General features: G+C 68.8%; 18 protein-coding genes and 2 pseudogenes. 13 read left to right on the top strand and 7 right to left on the bottom strand.

Annotated elements, in window-relative coordinates; genetic code table 11:
• Nucleotides 1-56: 56 nt before the first annotated feature.
• From AB0B82_RS17605 to AB0B82_RS17595, 3 genes are read right to left on the bottom strand one after another with little or no spacing between them, the layout of a single operon-like run.
• Nucleotides 57-950 carry a PD-(D/E)XK nuclease family protein gene (locus AB0B82_RS17605; protein WP_360168845.1) on the bottom strand — a complete coding sequence of 298 codons (894 nt, stop codon included), beginning with the start codon at nt 948-950 and terminating at the stop codon, nt 57-59.
• Nucleotides 950-1,567, bottom strand: coding sequence for a MarC family protein (locus tag AB0B82_RS17600; RefSeq protein ID WP_360168842.1), 618 nt, complete (start codon nt 1,565-1,567; stop codon nt 950-952). Before AB0B82_RS17600 ends, AB0B82_RS17605 begins: the two co-directional genes overlap by 1 nt.
• Nucleotides 1,564-2,445: a PHP domain-containing protein gene (locus AB0B82_RS17595; RefSeq protein ID WP_360168963.1), complete on the bottom strand. Its 882-nt coding sequence runs from the start codon at nt 2,443-2,445 to the stop codon at nt 1,564-1,566. The genes AB0B82_RS17600 and AB0B82_RS17595 overlap by 4 nt, the downstream gene beginning before the upstream one ends.
• A gap of 132 nt (nt 2,446-2,577) precedes the next feature.
• Here AB0B82_RS17595 and AB0B82_RS17590 point away from each other — a divergent pair, with 132 nt between their 5' ends.
• Both AB0B82_RS17590 and AB0B82_RS17585 read left to right on the top strand, forming a co-directional pair.
• On the top strand, nt 2,578-3,024 hold the full coding sequence (locus AB0B82_RS17590) for an NUDIX hydrolase (RefSeq protein ID WP_360168839.1): 447 nt from the start codon (nt 2,578-2,580) through the stop codon (nt 3,022-3,024).
• Nucleotides 3,025-3,822: 798 nt separating this feature from the next.
• Nucleotides 3,823-4,566 carry a GNAT family N-acetyltransferase gene (locus AB0B82_RS17585; RefSeq protein ID WP_360168836.1) on the top strand — a complete coding sequence of 248 codons (744 nt, stop codon included), beginning with the start codon at nt 3,823-3,825 and terminating at the stop codon, nt 4,564-4,566.
• Here the strand turns inward: AB0B82_RS17585 and AB0B82_RS17580 are convergent.
• Nucleotides 4,548-4,955, bottom strand: coding sequence for a DUF4267 domain-containing protein (locus AB0B82_RS17580; protein WP_360168833.1), 408 nt, complete (start codon nt 4,953-4,955; stop codon nt 4,548-4,550). The two genes, AB0B82_RS17585 and AB0B82_RS17580, sit on opposite strands and share 19 nt — an antisense overlap.
• A 92-nt stretch (nt 4,956-5,047) precedes the next feature.
• Between AB0B82_RS17580 and AB0B82_RS17575 the strand changes: the two genes are divergently transcribed.
• On the top strand, nt 5,048-5,668 hold the full coding sequence (locus AB0B82_RS17575; protein ID WP_360168830.1) for a TetR/AcrR family transcriptional regulator: 621 nt from the start codon (nt 5,048-5,050) through the stop codon (nt 5,666-5,668).
• A gap of 286 nt (nt 5,669-5,954) precedes the next feature.
• Here AB0B82_RS17575 and AB0B82_RS17570 read toward each other — a convergent pair whose 3' ends face one another.
• On the bottom strand, nt 5,955-6,530 hold the full coding sequence (locus tag AB0B82_RS17570; RefSeq protein ID WP_360168827.1) for a histidine phosphatase family protein: 576 nt from the start codon (nt 6,528-6,530) through the stop codon (nt 5,955-5,957).
• Nucleotides 6,531-6,636: 106 nt separating this feature from the next.
• Between AB0B82_RS17570 and AB0B82_RS17565 the strand changes: the two genes are divergently transcribed.
• The 8 genes and pseudogenes from AB0B82_RS17565 (at nt 6,637) to AB0B82_RS17530 (ending at nt 15,670) form a co-directional block, all read left to right on the top strand.
• Nucleotides 6,637-7,719, top strand: coding sequence for a LacI family DNA-binding transcriptional regulator (locus tag AB0B82_RS17565; protein ID WP_360168824.1), 1,083 nt, complete (start codon nt 6,637-6,639; stop codon nt 7,717-7,719).
• Between the two features lie 18 nt (nt 7,720-7,737).
• On the top strand, nt 7,738-9,033 hold the full coding sequence (locus AB0B82_RS17560) for a sugar ABC transporter substrate-binding protein (protein ID WP_360168821.1): 1,296 nt from the start codon (nt 7,738-7,740) through the stop codon (nt 9,031-9,033).
• A 5-nt stretch (nt 9,034-9,038) separates the two neighbouring features.
• Nucleotides 9,039-9,980, top strand: coding sequence for a sugar ABC transporter permease (locus AB0B82_RS17555; protein ID WP_360168818.1), 942 nt, complete (start codon nt 9,039-9,041; stop codon nt 9,978-9,980).
• Nucleotides 9,980-10,792 carry a carbohydrate ABC transporter permease gene (locus AB0B82_RS17550; protein WP_360168815.1) on the top strand — a complete coding sequence of 271 codons (813 nt, stop codon included), beginning with the start codon at nt 9,980-9,982 and terminating at the stop codon, nt 10,790-10,792. Before AB0B82_RS17555 ends, AB0B82_RS17550 begins: the two co-directional genes overlap by 1 nt.
• A 23-nt stretch (nt 10,793-10,815) precedes the next feature.
• Nucleotides 10,816-12,393 carry a glucoamylase family protein gene (locus tag AB0B82_RS17545; protein WP_360168812.1) on the top strand — a complete coding sequence of 526 codons (1,578 nt, stop codon included), beginning with the start codon at nt 10,816-10,818 and terminating at the stop codon, nt 12,391-12,393.
• Between the two features lie 14 nt (nt 12,394-12,407).
• Nucleotides 12,408-13,436: pseudogene (locus AB0B82_RS17540) on the top strand (xylan 1,4-beta-xylosidase); the annotation flags it as partial.
• A gap of 232 nt (nt 13,437-13,668) precedes the next feature.
• Nucleotides 13,669-13,911, top strand: a pseudogene (locus tag AB0B82_RS17535) (xylan 1,4-beta-xylosidase); the annotation flags it as partial.
• Nucleotides 13,912-14,362: 451 nt separating this feature from the next.
• Nucleotides 14,363-15,670: an alpha-L-fucosidase gene (locus AB0B82_RS17530; protein ID WP_360168809.1), complete on the top strand. Its 1,308-nt coding sequence runs from the start codon at nt 14,363-14,365 to the stop codon at nt 15,668-15,670.
• A 1,336-nt stretch (nt 15,671-17,006) separates the two neighbouring features.
• Here the strand turns inward: AB0B82_RS17530 and AB0B82_RS17525 are convergent.
• Both AB0B82_RS17525 and AB0B82_RS17520 read right to left on the bottom strand, forming a co-directional pair.
• Entirely contained in the window at nt 17,007-17,516 is a 510-nt protein-coding gene (locus AB0B82_RS17525) for a MaoC family dehydratase (RefSeq protein WP_360168806.1), read from the bottom strand.
• Nucleotides 17,517-17,684: 168 nt separating this feature from the next.
• Entirely contained in the window at nt 17,685-18,248 is a 564-nt protein-coding gene (locus AB0B82_RS17520; protein ID WP_360168803.1) for a general stress protein, read from the bottom strand.
• A 124-nt stretch (nt 18,249-18,372) separates the two neighbouring features.
• Here AB0B82_RS17520 and AB0B82_RS17515 point away from each other — a divergent pair, with 124 nt between their 5' ends.
• Complete coding sequence (locus AB0B82_RS17515) at nt 18,373-19,431, top strand: magnesium and cobalt transport protein CorA (RefSeq protein ID WP_360168800.1); 1,059 nt, start codon at nt 18,373-18,375, stop codon at nt 19,429-19,431.
• 186 nt (nt 19,432-19,617) lie between these two features.
• Entirely contained in the window at nt 19,618-20,634 is a 1,017-nt protein-coding gene (locus AB0B82_RS17510) for a winged helix-turn-helix domain-containing protein (RefSeq protein ID WP_360168797.1), read from the top strand.
• Nucleotides 20,635-20,756 lie beyond the last annotated feature (122 nt).

Here is a 20,756-nt window from a genome sequence, read left to right as displayed (position 1 = left end):
ACCGTCAGAGTCCGCCAGCCCGCTGGCACGCCACGCACACGCCACTGGCACGAAGCTCAGCCGGCGTCCTCCAGGGCGGGTGAGGAGAGTTCTTCGAGGCCGGACCAGGGGTCGCGTGGGGGTGCTTCGCGGCGGCCTTGAGGGCAGATCTTGGCGAAGTCGCACCAGCCGCACAGGGGTGACGGTTCGGGTGGGAAGACGGCGTCGGCTTCGGCGGGGGTGAGGCCTTCGGCCCAGCGCGCCTCCGCGGCCGCGGCGTCGTCGGCCATCGCCTCGGCGCGTTTCTGGTGGCGCTGGAGCGAGTCCTCGTCGTGGTCGGCCGCGGCGACCGAGTTCGTCGGGAGGTGGTGCAACTCGACGCGGGTGCACGGTTTGCGCAGCACCCGCCGCGCACCGAGCACGTAGAGCGCCATCGCCAGCGACGAGCGCGCGTCGACCGAGGTCAGTTGCCGGCGGCCGGTCTTGTAGTCGACGATCGCCAACTCGGTCCCACCGCTGCCGTCGCGGGCCGGGCGCTCGTCGATCCGGTCGACACGTCCGCGCAACGAGGCCCGCGCGGTGGTGAACGCGACGGTACGTTCGACTCCGCGCGGCTCGTAGTACGGGTCGGTGTCGCGCAGGTACCCGATCACCATCTCGGTCGAGCGATCCCGCCAGTCGAGCGACTGCCGCTCGTCGCGGAACCCTTCGCTGCGCCAGCTCGAGCGCATCTTCGCGACCACTTCGTCCGGCGTACGGCGGGACGCGGGCCAGCGGCCGAAGAAGTCGGCGAGCACCTCGTGCACGATCGCACCGACCGTGTTGTGCGCCCACGGCGGACCCTTCGGCGGGCGCGGCGTCTCGAGGTAGGTGTAGCGGTACTTTCGCTTGCAGTCCGCGAACGTCAGCAGCTTGGTCGGCGTGGCCACGAACAGCCGCGTCGGCATCCCGGGCAGCAGGTCCTCGGCCATCAGCCCGCCTTGATGAAGTCGGTGACGGCGTCCGCGACCAGCTGGACGGCGATCGCGCTCAGCAGCAGACCGGCGATCCGGGTGACGAGGAGGACCCCGTTCTCCCCCAGGATCCGCATGATGATGCCGGAGAAGCGCAGCGTCAGCCACATCACCAGGTGGATCAGCACGATGCCGACCGAGATCGCCACCACATCCGGCAACGAGCCCTCGGCGCGCTGCACGAACACCATCGTCGCGACGATCGCACCCGGGCCGGCGAGCAACGGCGTACCGAGCGGAACGAACGCGATGTTGACGTTCTTGGTCTGCACAGGATCCTCGGCGGTGTCGGTCAGCAGCTGCAGCGCGATCAGCAAAAGCAGCAGACCGCCGGCCGCCTGCAGCGCGGGCAGCGTGATGCCGAGGTGGTGCAGGATCTGCTGGCCGAACGCCGCGAACACGACGATCACGCCGAACGCGACCAGCACCGCCTGCCACGCCGCCTTCTTCCGGACGGCGCGGGACTGGCCGGCGGTCAGCGAGATGAAGACCGGCACCGTCCCCGGCGGATCCATGATCACGAACAACGTCACCACAACCTCACTGAGCAGCCCGAAGTTGATGATGCTGCTCACGGCAGGTACGCCTCGGGGACCTGCGCGCCGGACGCGGCGGCGTTGCCCTTGGCGATCTCCAGCAGCCGCTCGAGCTGCTCGGGCTCGGTGGAGTTCACCCCCAGCTCGTGGTCGATCTTGCCGGCGCCGTGATGGTCGCTGGAGCCGGTGTAGACGATGCCGAGGTTGCGGGCGATCGCCCGCAGTGCCTCCCGCGCCTCCGGCGGATGGTCCTGGTGATCGACCTCGATCCCGGCCAGTCCGTGGTCCGTGACCAGGCGGGCGATCGTCTCCGCCGTCATCACCCGCGCGCTGGACCGGCCCCACGGGTGTGCGATCACCGGCACGCCGCCGGCCTCGCGGACCAGGTCGATCGCCCGCCCCGGCTCCATCGCGTAATGCGGCACGTGCCCGGCGCGGCCGTCGGCGAGGAACCGATCGAACGCCTCGCTCCGGTTCGCGACCGTACCGTTCGCCACGAGGGCGTCCGCGACGTGCGGGCGGCCGACCGACGGCGTACCGGTCGCCTGGGCCAGCACCTCGTCGACGGTGAGCGGTACGCCGATACTGTTCAGCCGGGCCACGATCGCGGGGATCCGGTCGGTGCGGCCCTCGCGGATCACCTGCAACTCCGCGGCGAGCGCCGGATACGCGGGGTCGGGCAGGTACCCGAGCAGGTGCACACTGATCCCGTTCAGCTTGCAGGAGATCTCCAGCCCGGGGACGAACCCGATCCGGAGCTCCTCCGCGGCGCGGCGTCCGTCCACCCACCCGTCGGCGGTGTCGTGGTCGGTGAGGGCGATCACATCGAGCCCGGCCTGTTGCGCATGCCTCATCAGGACGTCCACCGTGTCGGTGCCGTCCGAGCGGTTCGAGTGGGTGTGCAGGTCGATGCGCACGATGCGGTCCGCGTCCTTCCGGTCAGCTGTCACCGCTGATGCTATCCGCGTTCGCCGACGAGACCCGGCACTTGTACACAAGCGGGACGGTGGCGCTCCCGGCACCTATCCTTGCGGTGCATGGAGCGGGGCATGAAGCGGGGCATGAAGCGGGGCATGAAGCGGGGTCTGGAGAGGGGCATGGAGCGGATCGACTGTGTGGGCGCCCTCGTGTACGACGAGCAGCACCGGCTCCTCGTCGTCCGCCGGGCCAACGAACCGGGCCGCGGCCTCTGGTCGATCCCGGGCGGCCGGGTCGAACCCGGCGAGGACGATCCCACCGCCGTGGCGCGTGAGGTCGCCGAGGAAACCGGTCTGGTCGTCGAGGTCGGCCCACTGGTCGGCGAGGTCGAGCGCCCCGCTGCCGAGGGCCGGCCGTACGTGATCCGCGACTACGAGGCCACACCGGTCGGCGGCACGCTGACACCCGGCGACGACGCCACCGACGCCCGGTTCGTCACCCGCTCCGACCTCGCCGCCCTCCCCACCACGACCCTGCTGGTCTCCACCCTCGACCAATGGAACGCCCTCCCCGGCTGACGAAACCCGTCGTCCCACGCTCAACCAGCCAAACACCCTGCCGCTGGCGCACACCCTCATCCCCACACTCACCAGCCGAACACCCTCCCCGGCCAACGAATACCCTCGTCCGTCTCCACGCTCGACCCCGTGGAACCCCTGCTCGACTGGCGAAAACTCTCCTGGCTGATTGATGCACGGCCTGGTCTGGATTCGGTGGTCGTGGTGATGGAGCCGGGGACGCTCGGGCGTGTGGCGTGGGTGGCGTGGGTGGCGTGTGTCAGGTCGACAGGACGTGTCCCGTGCCAGGGGCCACAGCTGAGCGTGAACCAGACACCGAACACACCCGCCCCGCACCACACGACCTGTCGAGCGTGCACACCTTCGGGCCGCGCATCAATCATCTAGGAGAGTTTTCCCAGGTTCTGTGGAGGGTTTTACGCCATATCCGGGGGCAGAACCCTCCTAAAATCCGAATGCACCAGCCCGGAGCAGTGCGGCGCGAGGCATCTCGGGTAGGCCTGCGGCGACGCGCTCTGTACGGCGCAGTGGCGCGGTGGTGTGCGACGGCGCCGCCTCACGACGTACAGGCGGTGCCGCGGTCTGCAGCGACGCGAACACAACGCCGCGACACGACCCACAGGCAGTGCGGTGATCTGCGGCGCAGTGGTCTGCGAGGGCGGCGCCAAGTCGCGGCGTGCGAGCGCGGTGGGTGCGGCGGGGTGGGTTGTGGTTGTCCGTAGGCGGTCGGGTGTCGCGGGGTTTCGGCGGGGCCAAAACGGTTCGCCGAGGTAGGCGGCGTACGGCGAGACTGGGGTGATGGACGTCGTACGGGCAATCGAGGACAACGCGGCCGGGCTGTTGATGGCGATGGGGGCCGCGGGTGGTGGATCGCAGCGCGACGACGAGCGTGCGACGTGGACGATCGGTGGGTCGCCCATCGATTATCACAACGCGATCGTCCGCGCGACGGACGTCACGGTCGTCGCGGAATCCCTTGCAGAGTTGAAGAAACACGGCGTACCGGGCACTTGGCACGTCGGCCCGTCGATGCCGGTTCGCGGCCCGGACCTCACCGCGGCGGGCTTCGTCGCTGCCGGTGCCGAGCCGGGGATGGCGGCCCGCATCGCCGACCTGCAAGTGCCACAGCCTGTCCCCGGATTGTCCTTGACGCGCATCGGCAACGACAAGGATCTCGCGGCCTGGGAGGCGACCCTCGGCCAGGGCTTCGGCGAGGGCCCACGCGAGGCGCGCTGGGTCGCGTCCGTCTATCAGCAACTCGGGTACGGCGACCCGTGGCAGCACTACATCGGATGGCTCGAAGGGACGCCCGTGGCCACGGCAACCGTGTTCCTCGGCGCGGGTGTAGCGGGGTTGTACTTCGTGATGACAGTGCCCGAAGTACGCCGGCGTGGGGTCGGCGCGGCCATCACGTACGCCGCCTTGCAGCACGCCGATGTGGAGTACGCCGTCCTCGGATCGTCCGCGGCCGGACAGCCGGTGTACGAGGGGCTCGGGTTCCGCGAGCACTGCCAGATCGAGATCTACGAGTGGGCGGGCTGAAGCGCTTCAACCACACGGGGTTCGCGCAGCAGCAGGACCGCATTGACCAGAATCACCAGCGCCGTCATCCCGTGGATGCCGAGCGCGACAGCGGCTGATCCGCTGTGGGTGAGGACAACGATCATGTCCGTGGTGGGAATGATCGCGAGAATCGCCAGCACGACACCGGTCGCCCGGCGCTGACCGAGCGCGAACAGGGCGAGAACGACGAGCCCGAGCGCGATGTCGCGGATCCCCTTCACCGGGAAGTACGCCGCAGCGGCACCGATCGGACCGGGATCGACGCCGAACCCGGCCGCGGCGGCGGCACCGTCGATCAGGAAACGGGTGCCGAACGTGAGCGGAAAGATCCCGATCAGAACGGTCAGGACGGAGGTGAATCGGCGCATGGCGGGGACTCCTCGAATCTAGCATTGCTAAGTTTTCTAGCAATGCTAGACCTGTCATCGCTAGATTGCCTAGCGGTGCTAGGATCCAAGGCATGCCGACGCCGCAGTCACGCCGCGAACGGGCCCGCGAGGAGCGCCGCGAACTGATCCTGCGCACCGCCCGCGAGCTCGCCGAGTCCGACGGCTGGCAGGCCGTCACCACTCGCCGGCTCGCCGATTCCGTCGACTACAGCCAGCCCGTCCTGTACGGCCATTTCAAGAACATGGACGCCATCGCCGACGCCGTCGCCCTGCAAGGCGTCGAGGAACTGGTGACCGTCCTGCGCGACGCCCGCACGAGCACCCCCGATCCCGCGGGCGGCCTGCACGCGCTCGCAACGGCGTACCTCGAATACGCGGCCGAGCATCCGGCGGTCTACGAGGCAATGTTCGTCCGGCCCACCGCGCTGACCTTCGCGAGTGCCGACACCCCCGCGCTACTGAAGACCGCGTTCGCCGAGATCCAGGCCGCGATCGAGCCGTTCGCCGCCGGCGACGACCCCGAAACCCTCACCGAGGTCCTCTGGAGCGCCCTCCACGGCCAAGCCACCCTCACCCAAGCCACCCGCCTCCGCCCGGCCAACCACACCGAGCGCGTCGCGCTCCTCATCACCCGCCTCTCCGGAAACAGTGATCACCAAGGCGGTCTGGGGCGGGGGCACACGAGGGGGTAACCCCGCAAGCCGGAGGTTCTCCGATGGCACCCGGACGAAACCCCCAACACGACGAGATACCCGGCTGTTCGTTGTGCAAGGTCCCTGGCGGATGTGCAAGGGTCGTCCTGACAGGCGGCTTCCCCCACAGATGGGCCACGGTACCCAAACGCGCGCGACCTCCCACAAGCACGCGGGACCTTCCACAGCCATGCGGGACCTTCCACAAGCTATTCCCTGTGCAAGGTCCCCGGTGAATGTGCAAGGTTCCTCGTGGCAGGCGCCATCTTCACAGGTGGAGGCGCGGTCAGGCGTTCCAGCGGAGGATTGCGGGTGAGCCGCGTTCCCAGCCGAGGGTGGAGACGGTGGCGGTGTTGAGGACGAAGTGGCGGCCTTCGGTGACGTCGAGTTCGAGCCAGCGAGCGGTCAGGCCACGGAGGGCGTGGGAGTGACCGAAGACGAGGACGTCGCCGGGGACCGCGGCCAGGCGGGCGTTGACGCGGTCGAGGCGGGCGGCGACCTCGGCGGGCGTTTCGCCGTTGGGTACCGGGAAGTCCCAGACCGTCCACCCAGGGACGGTCTCGCGGATCTGCGCGGTGGTGATGCCCTCGTAGTCGCCGTAGTTCCATTCGACCAGGTCGTCGTCGATCTCCGCATCCGGGAAGCCGGCCAGTTCGGCCGTTCGCCGGGCGCGTCGCCGGGGTGACGTCAGCACCAGGTCGAAGGACTCTGCCGCCAGCCGTTCCCGCAGACTCGCGGCGACTTTTTCGCCCTCGGGGGTCAGCGGGAGGTCGGTGACGGAGGTGTGCCGACCCGATTTGCTCCACTCGGTTTCGCCGTGCCGGACGAGGAAGACCCGGTCCTTGCGTTCCTGCGCTGTCATCCCCGCATCGTCTCAAACAAGTGCCGAGGGGTTGACCGTTCGAACGATCCACGGCAAGGTATCGAAACTGTAAGCGCTTCCACTCCCCTCCCCAGGAGCGATCCTCATGGCCCCCGGCCCCACCGGCAGGCCCGCGACCATCTACGACGTCGCGGCCCGCGCGAACCTGTCGATCGCGACGGTCTCGCGCGTCCTGCAAGGGACCGGGCCGGTGTCGGCGAAGGCCCGGGCGAAGGTGGACGAGGCGGCGCGCGAGCTCAACTACGTTCCGCTGCGTGCCGCGCGGAGTCTCGCGGTGCAGCGGCACGAGGCGCACGGACTGGTGCTGCCCGACCTCGCCGGTCCGTTCTACGGCGACCTACTGATGGGATACGAGCGCTGGGCCGGCGAACACGGCCAGAGCGTGGTCATCACGGTCACCCACAGCAACCCCGATCCGCGACGCACCGTGATGGACCTGGCCGGCCGCGTCGACGGAATCGTTGTCCACGGCAACGCCCTCGACCTGCCCACGGTGCAGAGCCTGCGCAAGGCCGGCGTACCGCTCGTGCTGATCGCGCATCCGCCGGTCCGCGGCTGCGACTCGATCCGCAGCGAGAGCGCCGCGAGCGCAGAGAAACTGACCACGCGACTGCTCGAGCACGGACGGACGAACCTGCACTTCATCGGTGACCCGGCCAGCTCGTACGACGTCTCCGAGCGGTACGCCGGATTCGGGGCGGCGCACGAGCGACGTGGACTGCTGGTACCGAAACCGGTGCGCGTGCCGCTCACCGAGGAAGCCGGCCGCGAGGTCGCCGAGAAGGTGCTCACGGCAACCAGTGGCCGCGCGAGCGTCGGGCGGAAACGCCCGGACGGACTGGTCTGCGCCAACGACGAGTTGGCGCTGGCGGCGTTGACCACCCTGACCGCGAACGGTGTCGAGGTTCCCGGCGACATCGTGGTCACCGGGTGGGACGACGTGATGGCGGCGCGGTACGTGTCGCCGGGACTGACGACCGTACGGCAGCCGATGGCCGATCTCGGCCGGGTGGCCGCGGAGCGGTTGCACGAACGCGTGACCGGGGCTCGGACCCGGGCCCGCAACGACGTACTGCCAACAGAACTGGTGCTGCGGAACAGCTGTGGCACCAGGCCGCCTGACGGGGCGGTGGGGTGGGCACGTGACGAGCAGATGCAGGAACTCTGAGGTAAGAGGAGAGAAACGATGTTCACCCACAGCATCCGCCGCCGGCTGGTGATCGGCAGCGCTGCACTGACCGCGACAGCGCTCGCGCTGGCCGGTTGCGGACGGTCCGAGGAGACGCCGAGCGGCGGCTCCGAACCGACCACCACCGTCAGCGAGGGGCCCGCGACCGGGAACCTCACGGTCTGGGCGATGGGCACCGAGGGCGAGAACCTGCCCAAGCTGCTCGAGCAGTTCAAGCAGGCCAACCCCGACGTCAAGGTGACCGTGACGCCGATCCCGTGGGACGCGGCGCACGACAAGTTCACCACCGCGATCGCCGCGAACACCCCGCCGGACGCTGCCATGGTCGGCACCACCTGGATGGGTGAGTTCGCCGACCTCGGCGCGCTCGACCCGACCCCGGAGGGCATCGACAACGCCGGATTCTTCCCGGGCGCGCTCGACACCACCAAGGTGAAGGGCACGCAGTACGGCGTCCCGTGGTACGTCGAGACGCGGCTGGTGTACTACCGCAAGGACCTCGCCGCGAAGGCCGGTTTCAGCACTCCCCCGACCGACTGGGACGGGCTGAAGGCGATGGCCAAGGCGATGAAGGAGAAGGCCGGCGCGAAGTACGGCATCAACCTGCAGCCCGGCGGTGACGGATCCTGGCAGACCGTGATGCCGTTCGCCTGGTCGGCCGGAGCGAACATCACCGACGACGGTCAGCAGGAGTTCACCTTCGACACGCCGGAGATGCAGGAGGGGCTGAAGTACTACCAGAGCTTCTTCACCGAAAAGCTGGCCGGCACCGACCTGCCGCCGAACCAGACCGAGGCGCAGTTCGTCAACGGCCAGGTGCCGATGTTCATCTCCGGCCCGTGGATGGCGGGCTCGGTGGCCAAGGTGGGCGGCGACAAGATCAAGCCGAACATCGGCGTCTTCCAGATCCCGAAGAACAAGACCTCGACGTCGTTCGTCGGCGGTTCGGACTTCGTCGTGTTCAAGTCGTCGAAGAACAAGGACAGCGCCTGGAAGCTGGTCAAGTTCCTGTCCGACCCGAAGACCCAGGCGGCCTGGTTCAAGCTGTCGTCCGACCTGCCCGCGGTGAAGAGCGCGTGGGAGGACCCGAGCATCGCCTCCGACCCGCTGCTGCCGGTGTTCGGCAAGCAGCTCGAGGACGCCAAGGCGCCGCCCGCGATCGTGAGCTGGGAGCAGGTCGCGAAGGCGTTCGACACCGAGGTCGAGAAGATGGCGAAGGCGGGCCAGTCGCCCGCCGACACGGCCAAGGCCATCCAGACCAAGGCGGCCCAGATCGGCACCGGCGGTAGCTGATTCCGATGACGGTCGTCACCGAGACGAAGCCCCGGGCGGCGGAACCCACGCCGCCGCCCGGGCGACCCCGACGTACGATCAGCCGCGAGGCAGTGGCCGCGTGGGTGCTCGCGCTGCCGTTCGTGGTGCTGTTCCTGGCGTTTACGGCCGGGCCGGTGCTCGGCTCGCTGGGGATGAGTTTCACCGACATCAAGCAGCGCGACCTGCGGACGCCGTTCGCGGTCGACGGGGTCGGATTCGCGAACTACGCCAAGGCCCTGAGCGACGAGACGTTCCGCAAGGCCGCCTTCAACACGGCGTACTTCGTCGTGGTCGGCGTACCGCTGACGCTGCTCGTGGCGCTCGCCGCGGCCGTCCTGCTCGACCGGGGCATCAAGCGGTTCCAGGCTCTGTTCAAGGTCGGGTACTACCTCCCGGTCGTGACGTCGATCGTCGCGATCGCGGTGATCTGGCGGTTCGTACTGTCGCCGGACAACGGCCTGGTCAACACCGTGCTCAGCTGGGTCGGCATCGACGGGCCGAACTGGCTGGCGTCGAAGACCTGGGCGATGCCGTCGCTGATCGCGATGGCGGTCTGGCGGAACTTCGGCTCCGCGATGATCATCTTCCTGGCCGGGCTGCAGGGCATCCCGCACTCGGTCGAGGAAGCCGGCCAGATCGACGGTGCGAGCGCGTGGCAGCGGTTCCGGTACCTGATCCTGCCGTTGCTGCGGCCGACGATCCTGTTCACCAGCGTCACCACCGGCATCGGCTACCTGCAGTTCTTCGAGGAGCCGTTCGTGATGACCCAAGGCGGTCCGCTGGACAGCACGCTGTCGGTCTCGATGTACACCTACAACCAGTTCGGCTTCGGCAACTACGGGCTGGCCACGTCGATGGCCTACATCCTGTTCGTCGTCATCGCGGTGGTCACGTTCATCCAGTTCCGGCTGCTGAGGGAGAAGTGATGCGCCGTACCTGGTGGATCTACCTGATCGGGGTGCTCGGCCTGGTCGCCGTCGCGGCGCCGTTCCTGTGGATGGTGCTCGGCAGCTTCAAGACCCAGGGCGAACTGCTCCGCGTGCCGCCGACCTGGTGGCCGAACGAGCCGACCACGGGCAACTACTCCGACCTGTTCAGCAAAGCGAACTTCCCGCGGTACTTCGTCAACTCGACACTGGTCGCACTGGTCGTCACGGCCGGCAACCTGACCTTCTGCTCGATGATCGGGTACGCGCTGGCGAAGTTGCGGTTCAAGGGCCGCAACGCGCTGTTCGTGCTGGTGATGGCCACGCTGATGATTCCCGGCATGGTCACGTTCGTCCCGCTGTTCGTGCTGGTCACCAACGCCGGGCTGGCGAACACCTACCCCGGCCTGATCCTGCCGTTCCTGGTCTCGCCGTTCGGCGTGTTCCTGATGCGGCAGTTCTTCCTCGGGCTGCCGGACGACCTGATGGACGCCGGCCGCGTCGACGGCACCAGCGAGCTGGGAATCTTCGGACGGATCATGCTGCCGCTGACCCGGCCCGCGCTGGCCACGCTGGGCATCCTCACGTTCCTCGGCTCCTGGAACAACTTCCTCTGGCCGCTGGTGATCGCCCAAACCGAAGACAAGTACACCCTTCCGGTCGCGCTGGCGCTCTACTCGACCGGGCAGAACGCGCAGAACTACGGCCTGCTGATGGCCGGCGCGGTCGTGGTCGTCGTCCCCGTCCTGGTCATCTTCCTGGCCTTCCAGCGCCACGTCACCAAGGGCATCGCCATTACCGGACTCAAATAGCAACGGACTCAAGGAGACTTCAGATGACCGCCTTCATCAGTCGCCGTACCGTCCTCGCCGCCGGCGGCGCACTCGCCGTCGCCGGCGCCGCCTCCAGCCCCGCATACGGCGGGACGCCGTCCCCCGCCGACCTGCTCAAGGGCAAGTGGAAGCCCAGCCCGGCCGACCGCGCGCTGGTCGGCCGCTGGGCCCGCGACACCTGGCGCAGCCTGGTCGCGATGACCGACGAGAACACCGGTCTGCCCGCCGACAACATCGGCGAATCCGTGACCGACCCGGTGCGCAGCAAGTACACCTCCCCCACCAACATCGGCGGCTACCTGTGGAGCACGGTGGTCGCGAAGCAGCTCGGCATCATCTCGCCGCAGGAGTCGCTGCGGCGGATCACGCAGACGCTGACGACGATGCGGAACGTCGAGCATCACCAGCCCAGCGGCATGTACTTCAACTGGTACGACGAGGCGACAGGTGAGGTACTGCGCGTCGACCCGGACGGTACCCGCGAGATCACGCCGTTCGTGTCGAGTGTCGACAACGGCTGGTTCGCCTGCGCGCTGATGGTGGTGCGCAACGCCGAGCCACGGGCCCGCGCGCTCGCGGACTCCCTGCTGACCAAGATGAACTTCGCGTTCTACTACAACCCCGCGGTGCGGCCGGGCGGCCTGATGCGAGGCGGGTTCTTCGAAACCCAGCCGCCGGACGAGGAGACCGACAAGGGCAACCACGCCGGCGTCGGCCCGGACGTGTACTACCGCAAGTTCCACTACGACACCCTGAACACCGAGGCCCGGATCGCCGGGTACGTCGGGTTCGCGCTCGGCCAGGTGCCGCACACGCAGTACTTCGCGACGTACCGGACGTTCCCGGACGGTTGCGACTGGTCGTGGCCGGAGCAGCGACCGAAGGGCGTGCACCGCACGTACCTCGGGCTGGACGTCTTCGAGGGCACGTACACGTACCGCGGGATGCGGATCGTGCCGTCCTGGGGCGGCGACATGTTCGAGTCGCTGATGCCGGACCTGTTCGTGCCCGAGGCGACCTGGGGACCGCACAGCTGGGCCATCAACCATCCGCTGACCGTGCGCGCGCAGATCGAGCACGGCCTGGCGGAAGCGAAGTACGGCTACTGGGGCTTCTCCCCCGCCTCGAACCCGAAGGGCGGGTACTCGGTCTACGGTGTCGAGCCGCTCGGCATGGACCCGACCGGCTACCCGTCCGACCTCGAGGGCACCAACCACGACGGCGGTTTCGAGGGCTGCCGCGAGGGCACCAACCCGAACCCGGCGTACGGCGACGGCGTGGTGACCCCGCACGCCGCGTTCCTGGCGATGGCGTACGCGCCGCGGCAGGCGATCGACAACCTGCGCAAGATCGAGAACGAGCTGCACGCCTACGGCGGCGGCGGGTTCTACGACTCGGTTGCGGTGAAGTCGGGAACCATCGCGAAGCGGTACCTGTCGCTCGATCAGGCGATGGTGATGGGTGCCATTGGCAACGTGTTCGGCAACGACGTGATCCGGCGGAACTTCGCCAGCCGGACCGTGGAGCAGCGGATCCGGCCGGTGATCGCGATGGAGCGGTTCTCCTCCGGCCTCGAGTGACAGGAGACGTATCGATGGAGTTCGCTTCGGACGCGCGGTCCGACTGGGACGAGCGGATCGCGCTCCGCAGCGACGAGGAGCGCACGTTCACCTTCCCCGACCTCGACCCGCCGAAACAGGTGCGGGCGGTCGGTGGCGTCGGCCAGGTCACGATCGACTGGTCGCCGGTGGACGGCGCGGTCGGCTACCTGATCCTCCGCGGCGACGGCGAGGACGGCCCGCTGGAGCCGGTCGACCATCACAGCGGCGACGTCCTCTCGGTCCCGGCCCCGCCGTACGTCGACACCACGTGCACGCCGGGGCAGCCGTACCGCTACGCGGTGGCGAGCGTGCCCGAGGTAACCGCTTCCGGACGGCCGAGTGCCGCCGTCGGCGCCGTACCGTTGGTTGCCGATGGCAGCGTTCCGCGGGTCTCCGTGACCGTCGATGTCCTTGCCGAGGGCACCGAATTGCCGAAGCCGTGGCAACTGATGGTCGGCAGCGAGCGCCTCAGCCAACTGCTCTGCACGGACCGCACCGGCGGGCACGAGATCGGCCGCGAGCTCGAGGACGCGCTGCGCCGGATGCACGACGAGCTCGGCGTCCGGGCGGTGCGCGCGCACGCGATCTTCCACGACGACACCCACGTGATCGACGGGACGTCGTACGACTTCTCCGTGGTCGACGCGATCTACGACAAGCTGCTCGCGATCGGGTTGCGGCCGGTGGTCGAGCTCGGGTTCATGCCGCGGGAGCTCGCCCAGGGCGCATCGAAGACGGTCTTCGAGTACGGCGCGATCATCTCGCCGCCGGCGTCGTACCAGGCCTGGCACGACCTCGTCCGCGCACTGGTGCAGCACCTCATCGCGCGGTACGGCCGCGACGAGGTGCTGACCTGGGATTTCGAGGTGTGGAACGAGGCCAACCTCGAGGTCTTCTGGGCCGGCACCAAGGCCGAATGGCTGCAACTGTACGACGTGTCCGCTGCCGCCGTGAAGTCCGTGGACCCGCGGCTCGCGGTCGGCGGTCCGTCGTCCGCGGCAGCGGGATGGGTCGACGACCTGCTCGCGCACGCCAAGGCGCACGGCACACCGGTCGACTTCGTGTCGACGCACACCTACGGTTCGCCGCCGCTCGACGTCCGGGCGTCGCTCGAAAGGCACGGCTTTCCCCACGCGCGGGTGCTGTGGACCGAGTGGGGCGTGACGCCGCGACACTTCAACCCGATCAACGACTCGGTGTTCTCGGGCGTCTTCCTGCTCCGCGGCGGGCCGGATCGACGCACTCTCGTACTGGGTGGCCTCCGACCACTTCGAGGAGCTCGGCCGGCCGCCGCGGCTGTTGCACGGCGGCTTCGGGCTGCAGACCGTCGGCGGTCTGGCGAAACCGCGGTACCACGCGCTGACGCTGCTCAGCCGACTCGGGCCGGTCGAGCTGCCGGTGACGTACGCCGGGGACGGCGGCGGGAGCCTGGTGGAGGCGTGGGCCGCGCGGGATCGCGAGCGCATCTGCGTGCTGCTGTGGAATCTCACCCTCGACCAGACGAAGGCGTCGGGGGTACCAGAACTGTCCAGGACGGTCCAGGTCCAGCTGCCCGGTCTGGATCCGTCCTGGCAGGCCACCACGACGACGCTGGCGATCGGCGTCGGCGACCTGATGGCCGCGACCGAAGGGCCCGACGACTGGCCGACGACCGACGAGTTGGCTGCATTGGCGGAGCGGAGCCGGATGGCGGTGACACCGGTCGAGTGGGACGGCTCCGCGATTGAGCTGACGCTGCCGATGCGCTCCGCCGTACTGCTCGAGGTGCAGCCCGGCTGACACACCTCCGATGTCTGACCGCGCCGTCGCTCAGGACACGCGCCGTTGGCGGAGGACAGATGTGGTCAATTCTTGATGGAATATGAGGGCTGGGCGGTTGACCGCTGCCTACTGGGTCGCGTAGAGATCGGACGTCTCGCCGCCTTCCTCGGTCCAAAGGAGAAATGACATGACTGACGCGCCTCCCGCGGCTTCGGTGCAGAAGTTCCGCGACTGGCGGTTCGGCCTGTTCGTCCACTGGGGTCTGTACTCGCTCCCGGCCCGCCACGAGTGGGTGAAGAACTACGAGCGGCTGACCGACGAGGACTACCAGCCGTACTTCGACCACTTCGAACCGGATCTCTACGACCCGCGCGCGTGGGCCCGCGCCGCACGCGACGCCGGCATGCGGTACGCCGTACTCACGACCAAGCACCACGAAGGCTTCTGCCTGTGGGACTCGGCCGTCTCCGACTACACGGTCGCGAAGACGCCGTGGGGACGCGAGAGCGGCACCACGGACCTGGTCGGCCAGTTCGTCGAGGCGTGCCGCGCGGAGGGCCTCGGCGTCGGGTTCTACCACTCGCTGATCGACTGGCACCACCCCGAGTTCCCGATCGACGCCGTACACCCGCAGCGCGACGACGCGGAAGCCAAGGCGAAGGCGGCCGGGCGGGACATCCAGGTGTACGCCGAGTACCTGCACGCCCAGACCCGTGAGCTGCTGACGAACTACGGGCCGATCGACATCATGTGGTTCGACTTCTCGTACCCGGACTTCAAGTACGCCGACGGCTCGCCCGGCAACGGCAAGGGCCGCGACGACTGGCGCTCCGAGGAACTGATGGCGATGGTCCGCGAACTGCAGCCGGACATCTTGATCAACGACCGGCTGGACATCCCCGGCGACTTCGTCACGCCGGAGCAGTACCAGCCGGACGCGCCGATGCAGCGCGACGGCGTACCCGTGCTGTGGGAGGCCTGCCAGACGCTCAACGGGAGCTGGGGCTACGACCGCGACAACCTCGACTGGAAGTCACCCGAACTCCTGGTCAAGATGCTCATCGACTCCGTCTCCAAGGACGGCAACCTGCTGCTGAACGTCGGCCCGACCGGCCGCGGCGAGTTCGACCCCCGCGCACTCGCCACGCTCGCGTCCATCGGCGAGTGGATGCGTCTGCACGAGCGCTCGATCCGCGGCGCCCGTCCGGCCGAGTACGCCGCTCCGCCCGACTGCCGGTTCACGCAGAAGGGGAACCGGCTCTACCTGCACCTCTTCTCCTGGCCGATGGGCCACATCCACCTGCCCGGACTGGCCGGCAAGGTCAAGTACGCCCAACTCCTGAACGACGCCTCCGAGATCAAGCGCACGGTCCGCAAACCCGACCAGCAAGCCCAGAACACCACCCCCGGCGGAGCCGCCGCCGACACGCTGACTCTCAAACTCCCCATCCAAAAACCCAACACCCTGGTCCCAGTCATCGAACTCTTCCTCTGACCCCACTCCCCCTCGCCCATCCACCCCTCGCCCTCTCCACCCCTCGCCCTCTCCACCCCTCCACCCCTCGCCCCCTCCACCCCTCGCCCTCTCCACCCCTCCACCCCTCGCCCCCTCCACCCCTCGCCCCCTCCACCCCTCGACACCTCGACCGCCAGCCCGAACACCCCATCCCACTCCCCACCCCGACCACGACCGCCGCCGAGCTGCCCAAGCCGCCCACCCGGACCGACCTCGTGACCGACCCCGCGGGGTGGGTTCACCCACGCCGTTGCGGGTTCCCAACCCTTCTGACGGGTCGGGAACCCACAACACGATGGGTGAACCCACGGTCGGTGGACCCGTCGACGCGCGGCGCCGCCCGAAGCCTGCCGCCTGCCCCGCCGCCCGCCGCCGCCCGCCGGCCGCCTGCCGCCTGCCGCCTGCCGCCTGCCGCACGCTCCCGCCGAGTCGTGGATTTTGGTCGGCGCGAACCGCCAAAACTCACGACTCGGCGAACACCCTCACGACCATTCGCCACGACTCGACGCCCAACGCCGAACAATGACGCCCCCTGCTCATGTGAGTCACCGCCTTCCAGCGCCCGGGGACGGCCGCCCAACTTCGCGCGGTGGGGCCGGCGCCCGTCGAGACCGGTCGGGCGAGTGGACCAGGTAGACGGAGATCCGGGCGCGGCAGAACGCCGCACGAGGCGGTGAAGATGCCGCGGAAGATGCGGGGAAGATGCGGGGAAGATGCGCCGACGGTGGGGCCACCGACCGTGGGTTCACCCACGCCGTTGTGGGTTCCCGACCCGTCAGGAGGGTCAGGAACCCACCACACGGTGGGTGAACCCACCGTGTGGGGATCGGTCAGGCGAGTTGGACAACGGAGGTCAGGCGACCGACCAGGAAGGGACCGGAGAGGCAGAAGGGAACCCCAGAGGGGCACGAGGGGAGCCCGGGGAGATGGAGCCGGCCGGGGTGGGGCTTGAATCAGGGTGGGGCCGGCCGAGCTGGGGCGGGGAGGTCAGGTGGGGTCGGGCGGGGAGATCAGACGGGACCGACCGCGGTGGAGCGCGGAGGACCAGGCGGAGCCGGCCGCGGTGAAGGGCGGAGGACCAGGCGGAGCCGGCCGCGGTGAAGGGCGGAGGACCAGGCGGAGCCGGCCGCGGTGAAGGGCGGAGGACCAGACGGAGCCGGCCGCGGTGAAGCGCGAAAGACCAGACGGAGCCGACCGCGGTGAAGCGCGAAAGACCAGACGGAGCCGACCGCGGTGAAGCGCGGAAGACCAGACGGAGCCGACCGCGGTGAAGCGCGGAAGACCAGACGGGGCCGGCCGAGGTGGAGCTTGGAGGTCAGGTGGGGTTGAGGGGGGTGGGGCGAGCGGGTTGGTCGCCGCCGCGGGCTTCCAGGTAGGTGTCCTTCGGGACCATGACTTTGCGGCGGAAGAGGCAGACGACGGTGCCGTCTTGTTTGTAGCCCTTGGTTTCGACGTGGACGACGCCGCGGTCGTCCTTGGACTTGGATTCCCATTTGTCGAGGACGACAGTCTCGCCGTAGATGGTGTCGCCGTGGAACGTGGGGGCGATGTGGCGCAGCGACTCGATCTCCAGGTTGGCGATCGCCTTGCCGCTCACGTCGGGGACGGACATGCCGAGCAGGATCGAGTAGATGTAATTGCCGACCACAACGTTCTTGCCGAACTGGGTGGTTTCTTCGGCGTAGTGCGCGTCGAGGTGCAGCGGATGGTGGTTCATGGTGAGCAGGCAGAACAGGTGGTCGTCGGCCTCGGTCACCGTCTTGCCGGGCCAGTGCTTGTAGACCGCACCGACCTCGAACTCCTCGTAGCTGCGCCCGAACTGCATCTCGGTTCCTCCTCGGTTCTGGATTCCCCATGCTGCCGGGTCCGGGCGCATCCGGTCCGTGGTCTGGCTCTCACCCACGGGAGAGATAGGTCACCACCCAAGCCGGCCACAGCACGCCACAGCGTGACACTGCGTGCCACTACCTGCCGCTGCACGTCTCAGCGCGGCTCAGCTCAGGTCGGTGGGCCGCTGCGTCGTCCCCGGCACCGGCTGGTCGGGCACCACCGGCTGGTTCGGCACCAGCGGGTGTACCTCGCCCTTGAGCGCCAGCTTGGCCAGGTGGTTGCGGGCCTCCTCGGCGTACTTGTAGTCGCAGAGCACGTCGTACGTCGTCGCGACGACCGCTGTCCGCGAGGTGAAGTCGCGCCGGCCGGCCGACTGCGCATAGCCGAGACCGCCGAACACCATCCCGAAGAAGGCGCCCAGCACGACGCCGGTGAGCACGGCGGCGAGCCAGTTGCCGGTGGTGAACAGTCCCAGCAGCAGGCCGACGAACAGACCGAACCAGGCGCCGCTGGCGAGGCCGGCGGTCAGCGCCCGTCCCCAGGTCAGGCGGCCGGTGATCTTCTCGACCTGACGGAGGTTGTTACCGACGATGGTCGTGTGCTCGACCGGGAACTTCTCGTCCGAGAGGTAGTCGACGGCTCGCTGCGCCTCCCGGTAGGTGTCGTACGTCCCGATCGTGAGGCCGGTCGGCCTCGGGTCCATCGAGGGCATGCCCTGCGTGGTCATGGTCGTTCCTCTCCACGTGCTTCCACCCCCATCATTGCCGACAGCTGGTGACGGCGTCTTGATAGCCTCGCCGGTGATGGCCGGCCGAGGATGGGACAGGGGCGCGACACGCCGGGTCGGACGCGTGTTCGCCCGCCGTGGCGGCGGTTCCGGCCGTCCCCCGGACGATGTCGTCACCGGCAAGCTCGAGGGCGCCCTGGTCGACTGGGGGCTGTACCGCAACGGCGTCCGCGACGACCGCGTCAGCTCTTACACCGAGGCGCTGGACCGGGCGCAGCGCGGGGAGGGCTTCGTGTGGATCGGCCTGTTCCAGCCGAGCGAGCAGCAGCTCGCGATCGTCGGAGCGGAATTCGGTCTGCACCCGTTGGCGCTCGAGGACGCGCGCAAGGCGCATCAGCGCCCCAAGCTGGAGCGGTACGGCGAGACGCTGTTCGCAGTGTTCAAAACGGTCACCTACGTCCCGCACGACGATCTGACCGCGAGCAGTGAGGTGGTCGGGACCGGCGAGGTGATGGTGTTCTGCGGCCCCGGCTTCGTGGTGACGGTCCGGCATGGTGAGCACAACGAGCTGACCGGGCTGCGACACGTTCTGGACCAGGAGCCGGAGCGGCTGGCGACCGGTCCGGGCGCAGTCCTGCACGCCATCGCGGACCAGACCGTCGACCGGTACCTCGAAGTGGCGGACGCCGTCCAGGCCGACATCGACCAGATCGAGACGTTGATGTTCACGCCGCGCGGCTGGCGCAACCTCGACCACGTGTACCAGTTGAAGCGCGAGGTGCTGGAGCTCAAGCGGGCGGTGGCACCGCTGACCGGTCCGATGCGCGCCTTGGCCACGTTGCGGCATCCGTTGATCGCGGACGAGACCAAGAACTACTTCCGCGACGTCGACGACCATCTGCAGCGGGTGAAGGAACAGGTCATCTCGTTCGACGAGCTGCTGAGCTCGATCCTGCAGGCCGGCCTCGCCCAGGTGCAGGTCGCCGAGAACGACGACATGCGGCGGATCTCGGCCTGGGTGGCGATTCTCGCGGTGCCGACGGTGATCGCCGGAATCTACGGGATGAACTTCGACTACATGCCCGAGCTCGGGCTGCGGTACGCGTACTTTGTCGTGCTCGGCGTGATGTTCACGATCTGTTTCGTGCTGTACCGGCTGTTCAAGCGCAACCACTGGCTCTGACCCGGCAAACGGCTTCCGGAACGGGGTGACCTGGCAACCTTTTGCCATGGCCGGGAATACTCCCGGATTGGAATGTTCAAACGGTTGTCCGCCCTCACCTCCCTTGATTGAATTCCGGAATCGCATTCGGTCAGGAAATGATTACTTTCCGCGACCAGGAGCGACCGTCAGGACGGGAGGGATCGCGTGCTCCGTATTCACTTCACACCACGCGACCTGACCCGGATCACGGTGGCCACCACCCCGGCACCGTTGTGGGAGGTCCTGCTCAGCCTGCACATGCTGCAGCACTCGGAGGGCCGGCTGATCTTCGACGACTGGCGGCGGCACGTCCGCGCCACCGTCGCGCCCGACCAGATGCGGCTGTTGCTCGAGCTGACACCGTCCAAGGGCTACTCCCCCGATTTCCTGACGCCGGCGGAGGCCGCGCCGGACTTCGACAGTGCGCTGGAGCAGACGCTGGCGACACCGCAGCAGCAGCTCCGCAGTCAGCTCGCGCTGCTCGCGCAGTACCGTCCACCCTCACCGTGGACGCGTGAACTGGCCCAGGGCGGCCGGGCGTCGCTGCACAAGCTCGGCCACGCCATCCGGACGTACCACGACGCGGCGATCGCGCCGTACTGGAAATCGATCGGGACGCACGTGTCCGCCGACCACGCCCATCGCGGGGAGGCGCTGGCCCGGCACGGTGTGGACCGATTGCTGTCGTCGTTGCATCCGCGGGTCCGGTGGGTTCCCCCGGTCCTGCAGGTGCTGGACATGAACGACCGAGATCTGTATCTCGATGGCAGGGGAATCGAGCTACAGCCGTCGGCGTTCTGCTGGCAGGTCCCGACCAAGCTGCGAGACCCGGATCTCAAACCGATCCTGGTTTACCCGATCCAGCATGCGCCCGGGATCCTGCGGCAGACGCCGCCGGAGCACCTGCCGCCGAGTGACCCGCTGGCCAAGTTGCTGGGCTCGACCCGGTACGCCGCCCTCGAGGCGACGGTCAGCGGCTGCACGACCACCGAACTGGCGCAGCGCTGCCGGATCTCCCCGGCCGCCGCCAGCCACCAGGCCACCGTCCTGCGGGAGGCCGGATTGATCAGCACCCGCCGGGTGGGCGCATCGGTGCGCCACGAGATCACCCAGCTGGGCATCTGGCTGCTCTCCGGCCACGGGTCCGGCCGTCCCCGGCCCGAATCCCGCACGCCTGCCTAGCCCCTTCGACCCTGCCCCGTCGCGCGCTGGGCCGACCGGCTCCGCCCCGCCTGTCGACCCAGCGCGCAAGGCGGGCAGCGCACGGCCGCGGCCCGGCCCGAGCCGGACCAGCGCGCGGCCGG

Source organism: Kribbella sp. NPDC048915 (genome assembly GCF_040649595.1).
GTDB lineage: Bacteria > Actinomycetota > Actinomycetes > Propionibacteriales > Kribbellaceae > Kribbella.
The sequence above is the reverse complement of the archived record's forward strand: the minus strand, read 5'-3'. Positions and strand labels throughout refer to the sequence as shown.

Bases quoted from the DNA above. Each gene is read 5' to 3' on its own strand.
- AB0B82_RS17605 (WP_360168845.1), bottom strand. From the start codon at position 950: ATGGCCGAGGACCTGCTGCCCGGGATGCCGACGCGGCTGTTCGTGGCC.
- AB0B82_RS17555 (WP_360168818.1), top strand. From the start codon at position 9,039: ATGACGGTCGTCACCGAGACGAAGCCCCGGGCGGCGGAACCCACGCCG.
- AB0B82_RS17525 (WP_360168806.1), bottom strand. From the start codon at position 17,516: ATGCAGTTCGGGCGCAGCTACGAGGAGTTCGAGGTCGGTGCGGTCTAC.
- AB0B82_RS17550 (WP_360168815.1), top strand. From the start codon at position 9,980: ATGCGCCGTACCTGGTGGATCTACCTGATCGGGGTGCTCGGCCTGGTC.
- AB0B82_RS17575 (WP_360168830.1), top strand. From the start codon at position 5,048: ATGCCGACGCCGCAGTCACGCCGCGAACGGGCCCGCGAGGAGCGCCGC.
- AB0B82_RS17565 (WP_360168824.1), top strand. From the start codon at position 6,637: ATGGCCCCCGGCCCCACCGGCAGGCCCGCGACCATCTACGACGTCGCG.
- AB0B82_RS17570 (WP_360168827.1), bottom strand. From the start codon at position 6,530: ATGACAGCGCAGGAACGCAAGGACCGGGTCTTCCTCGTCCGGCACGGC.
- AB0B82_RS17590 (WP_360168839.1), top strand. From the start codon at position 2,578: ATGAAGCGGGGCATGAAGCGGGGCATGAAGCGGGGTCTGGAGAGGGGC.
- AB0B82_RS17560 (WP_360168821.1), top strand. From the start codon at position 7,738: ATGTTCACCCACAGCATCCGCCGCCGGCTGGTGATCGGCAGCGCTGCA.
- AB0B82_RS17585 (WP_360168836.1), top strand. From the start codon at position 3,823: ATGGACGTCGTACGGGCAATCGAGGACAACGCGGCCGGGCTGTTGATG.
- AB0B82_RS17520 (WP_360168803.1), bottom strand. From the start codon at position 18,248: ATGACCACGCAGGGCATGCCCTCGATGGACCCGAGGCCGACCGGCCTC.
- AB0B82_RS17580 (WP_360168833.1), bottom strand. From the start codon at position 4,955: ATGCGCCGATTCACCTCCGTCCTGACCGTTCTGATCGGGATCTTTCCG.
- AB0B82_RS17545 (WP_360168812.1), top strand. From the start codon at position 10,816: ATGACCGCCTTCATCAGTCGCCGTACCGTCCTCGCCGCCGGCGGCGCA.
- AB0B82_RS17530 (WP_360168809.1), top strand. From the start codon at position 14,363: ATGACTGACGCGCCTCCCGCGGCTTCGGTGCAGAAGTTCCGCGACTGG.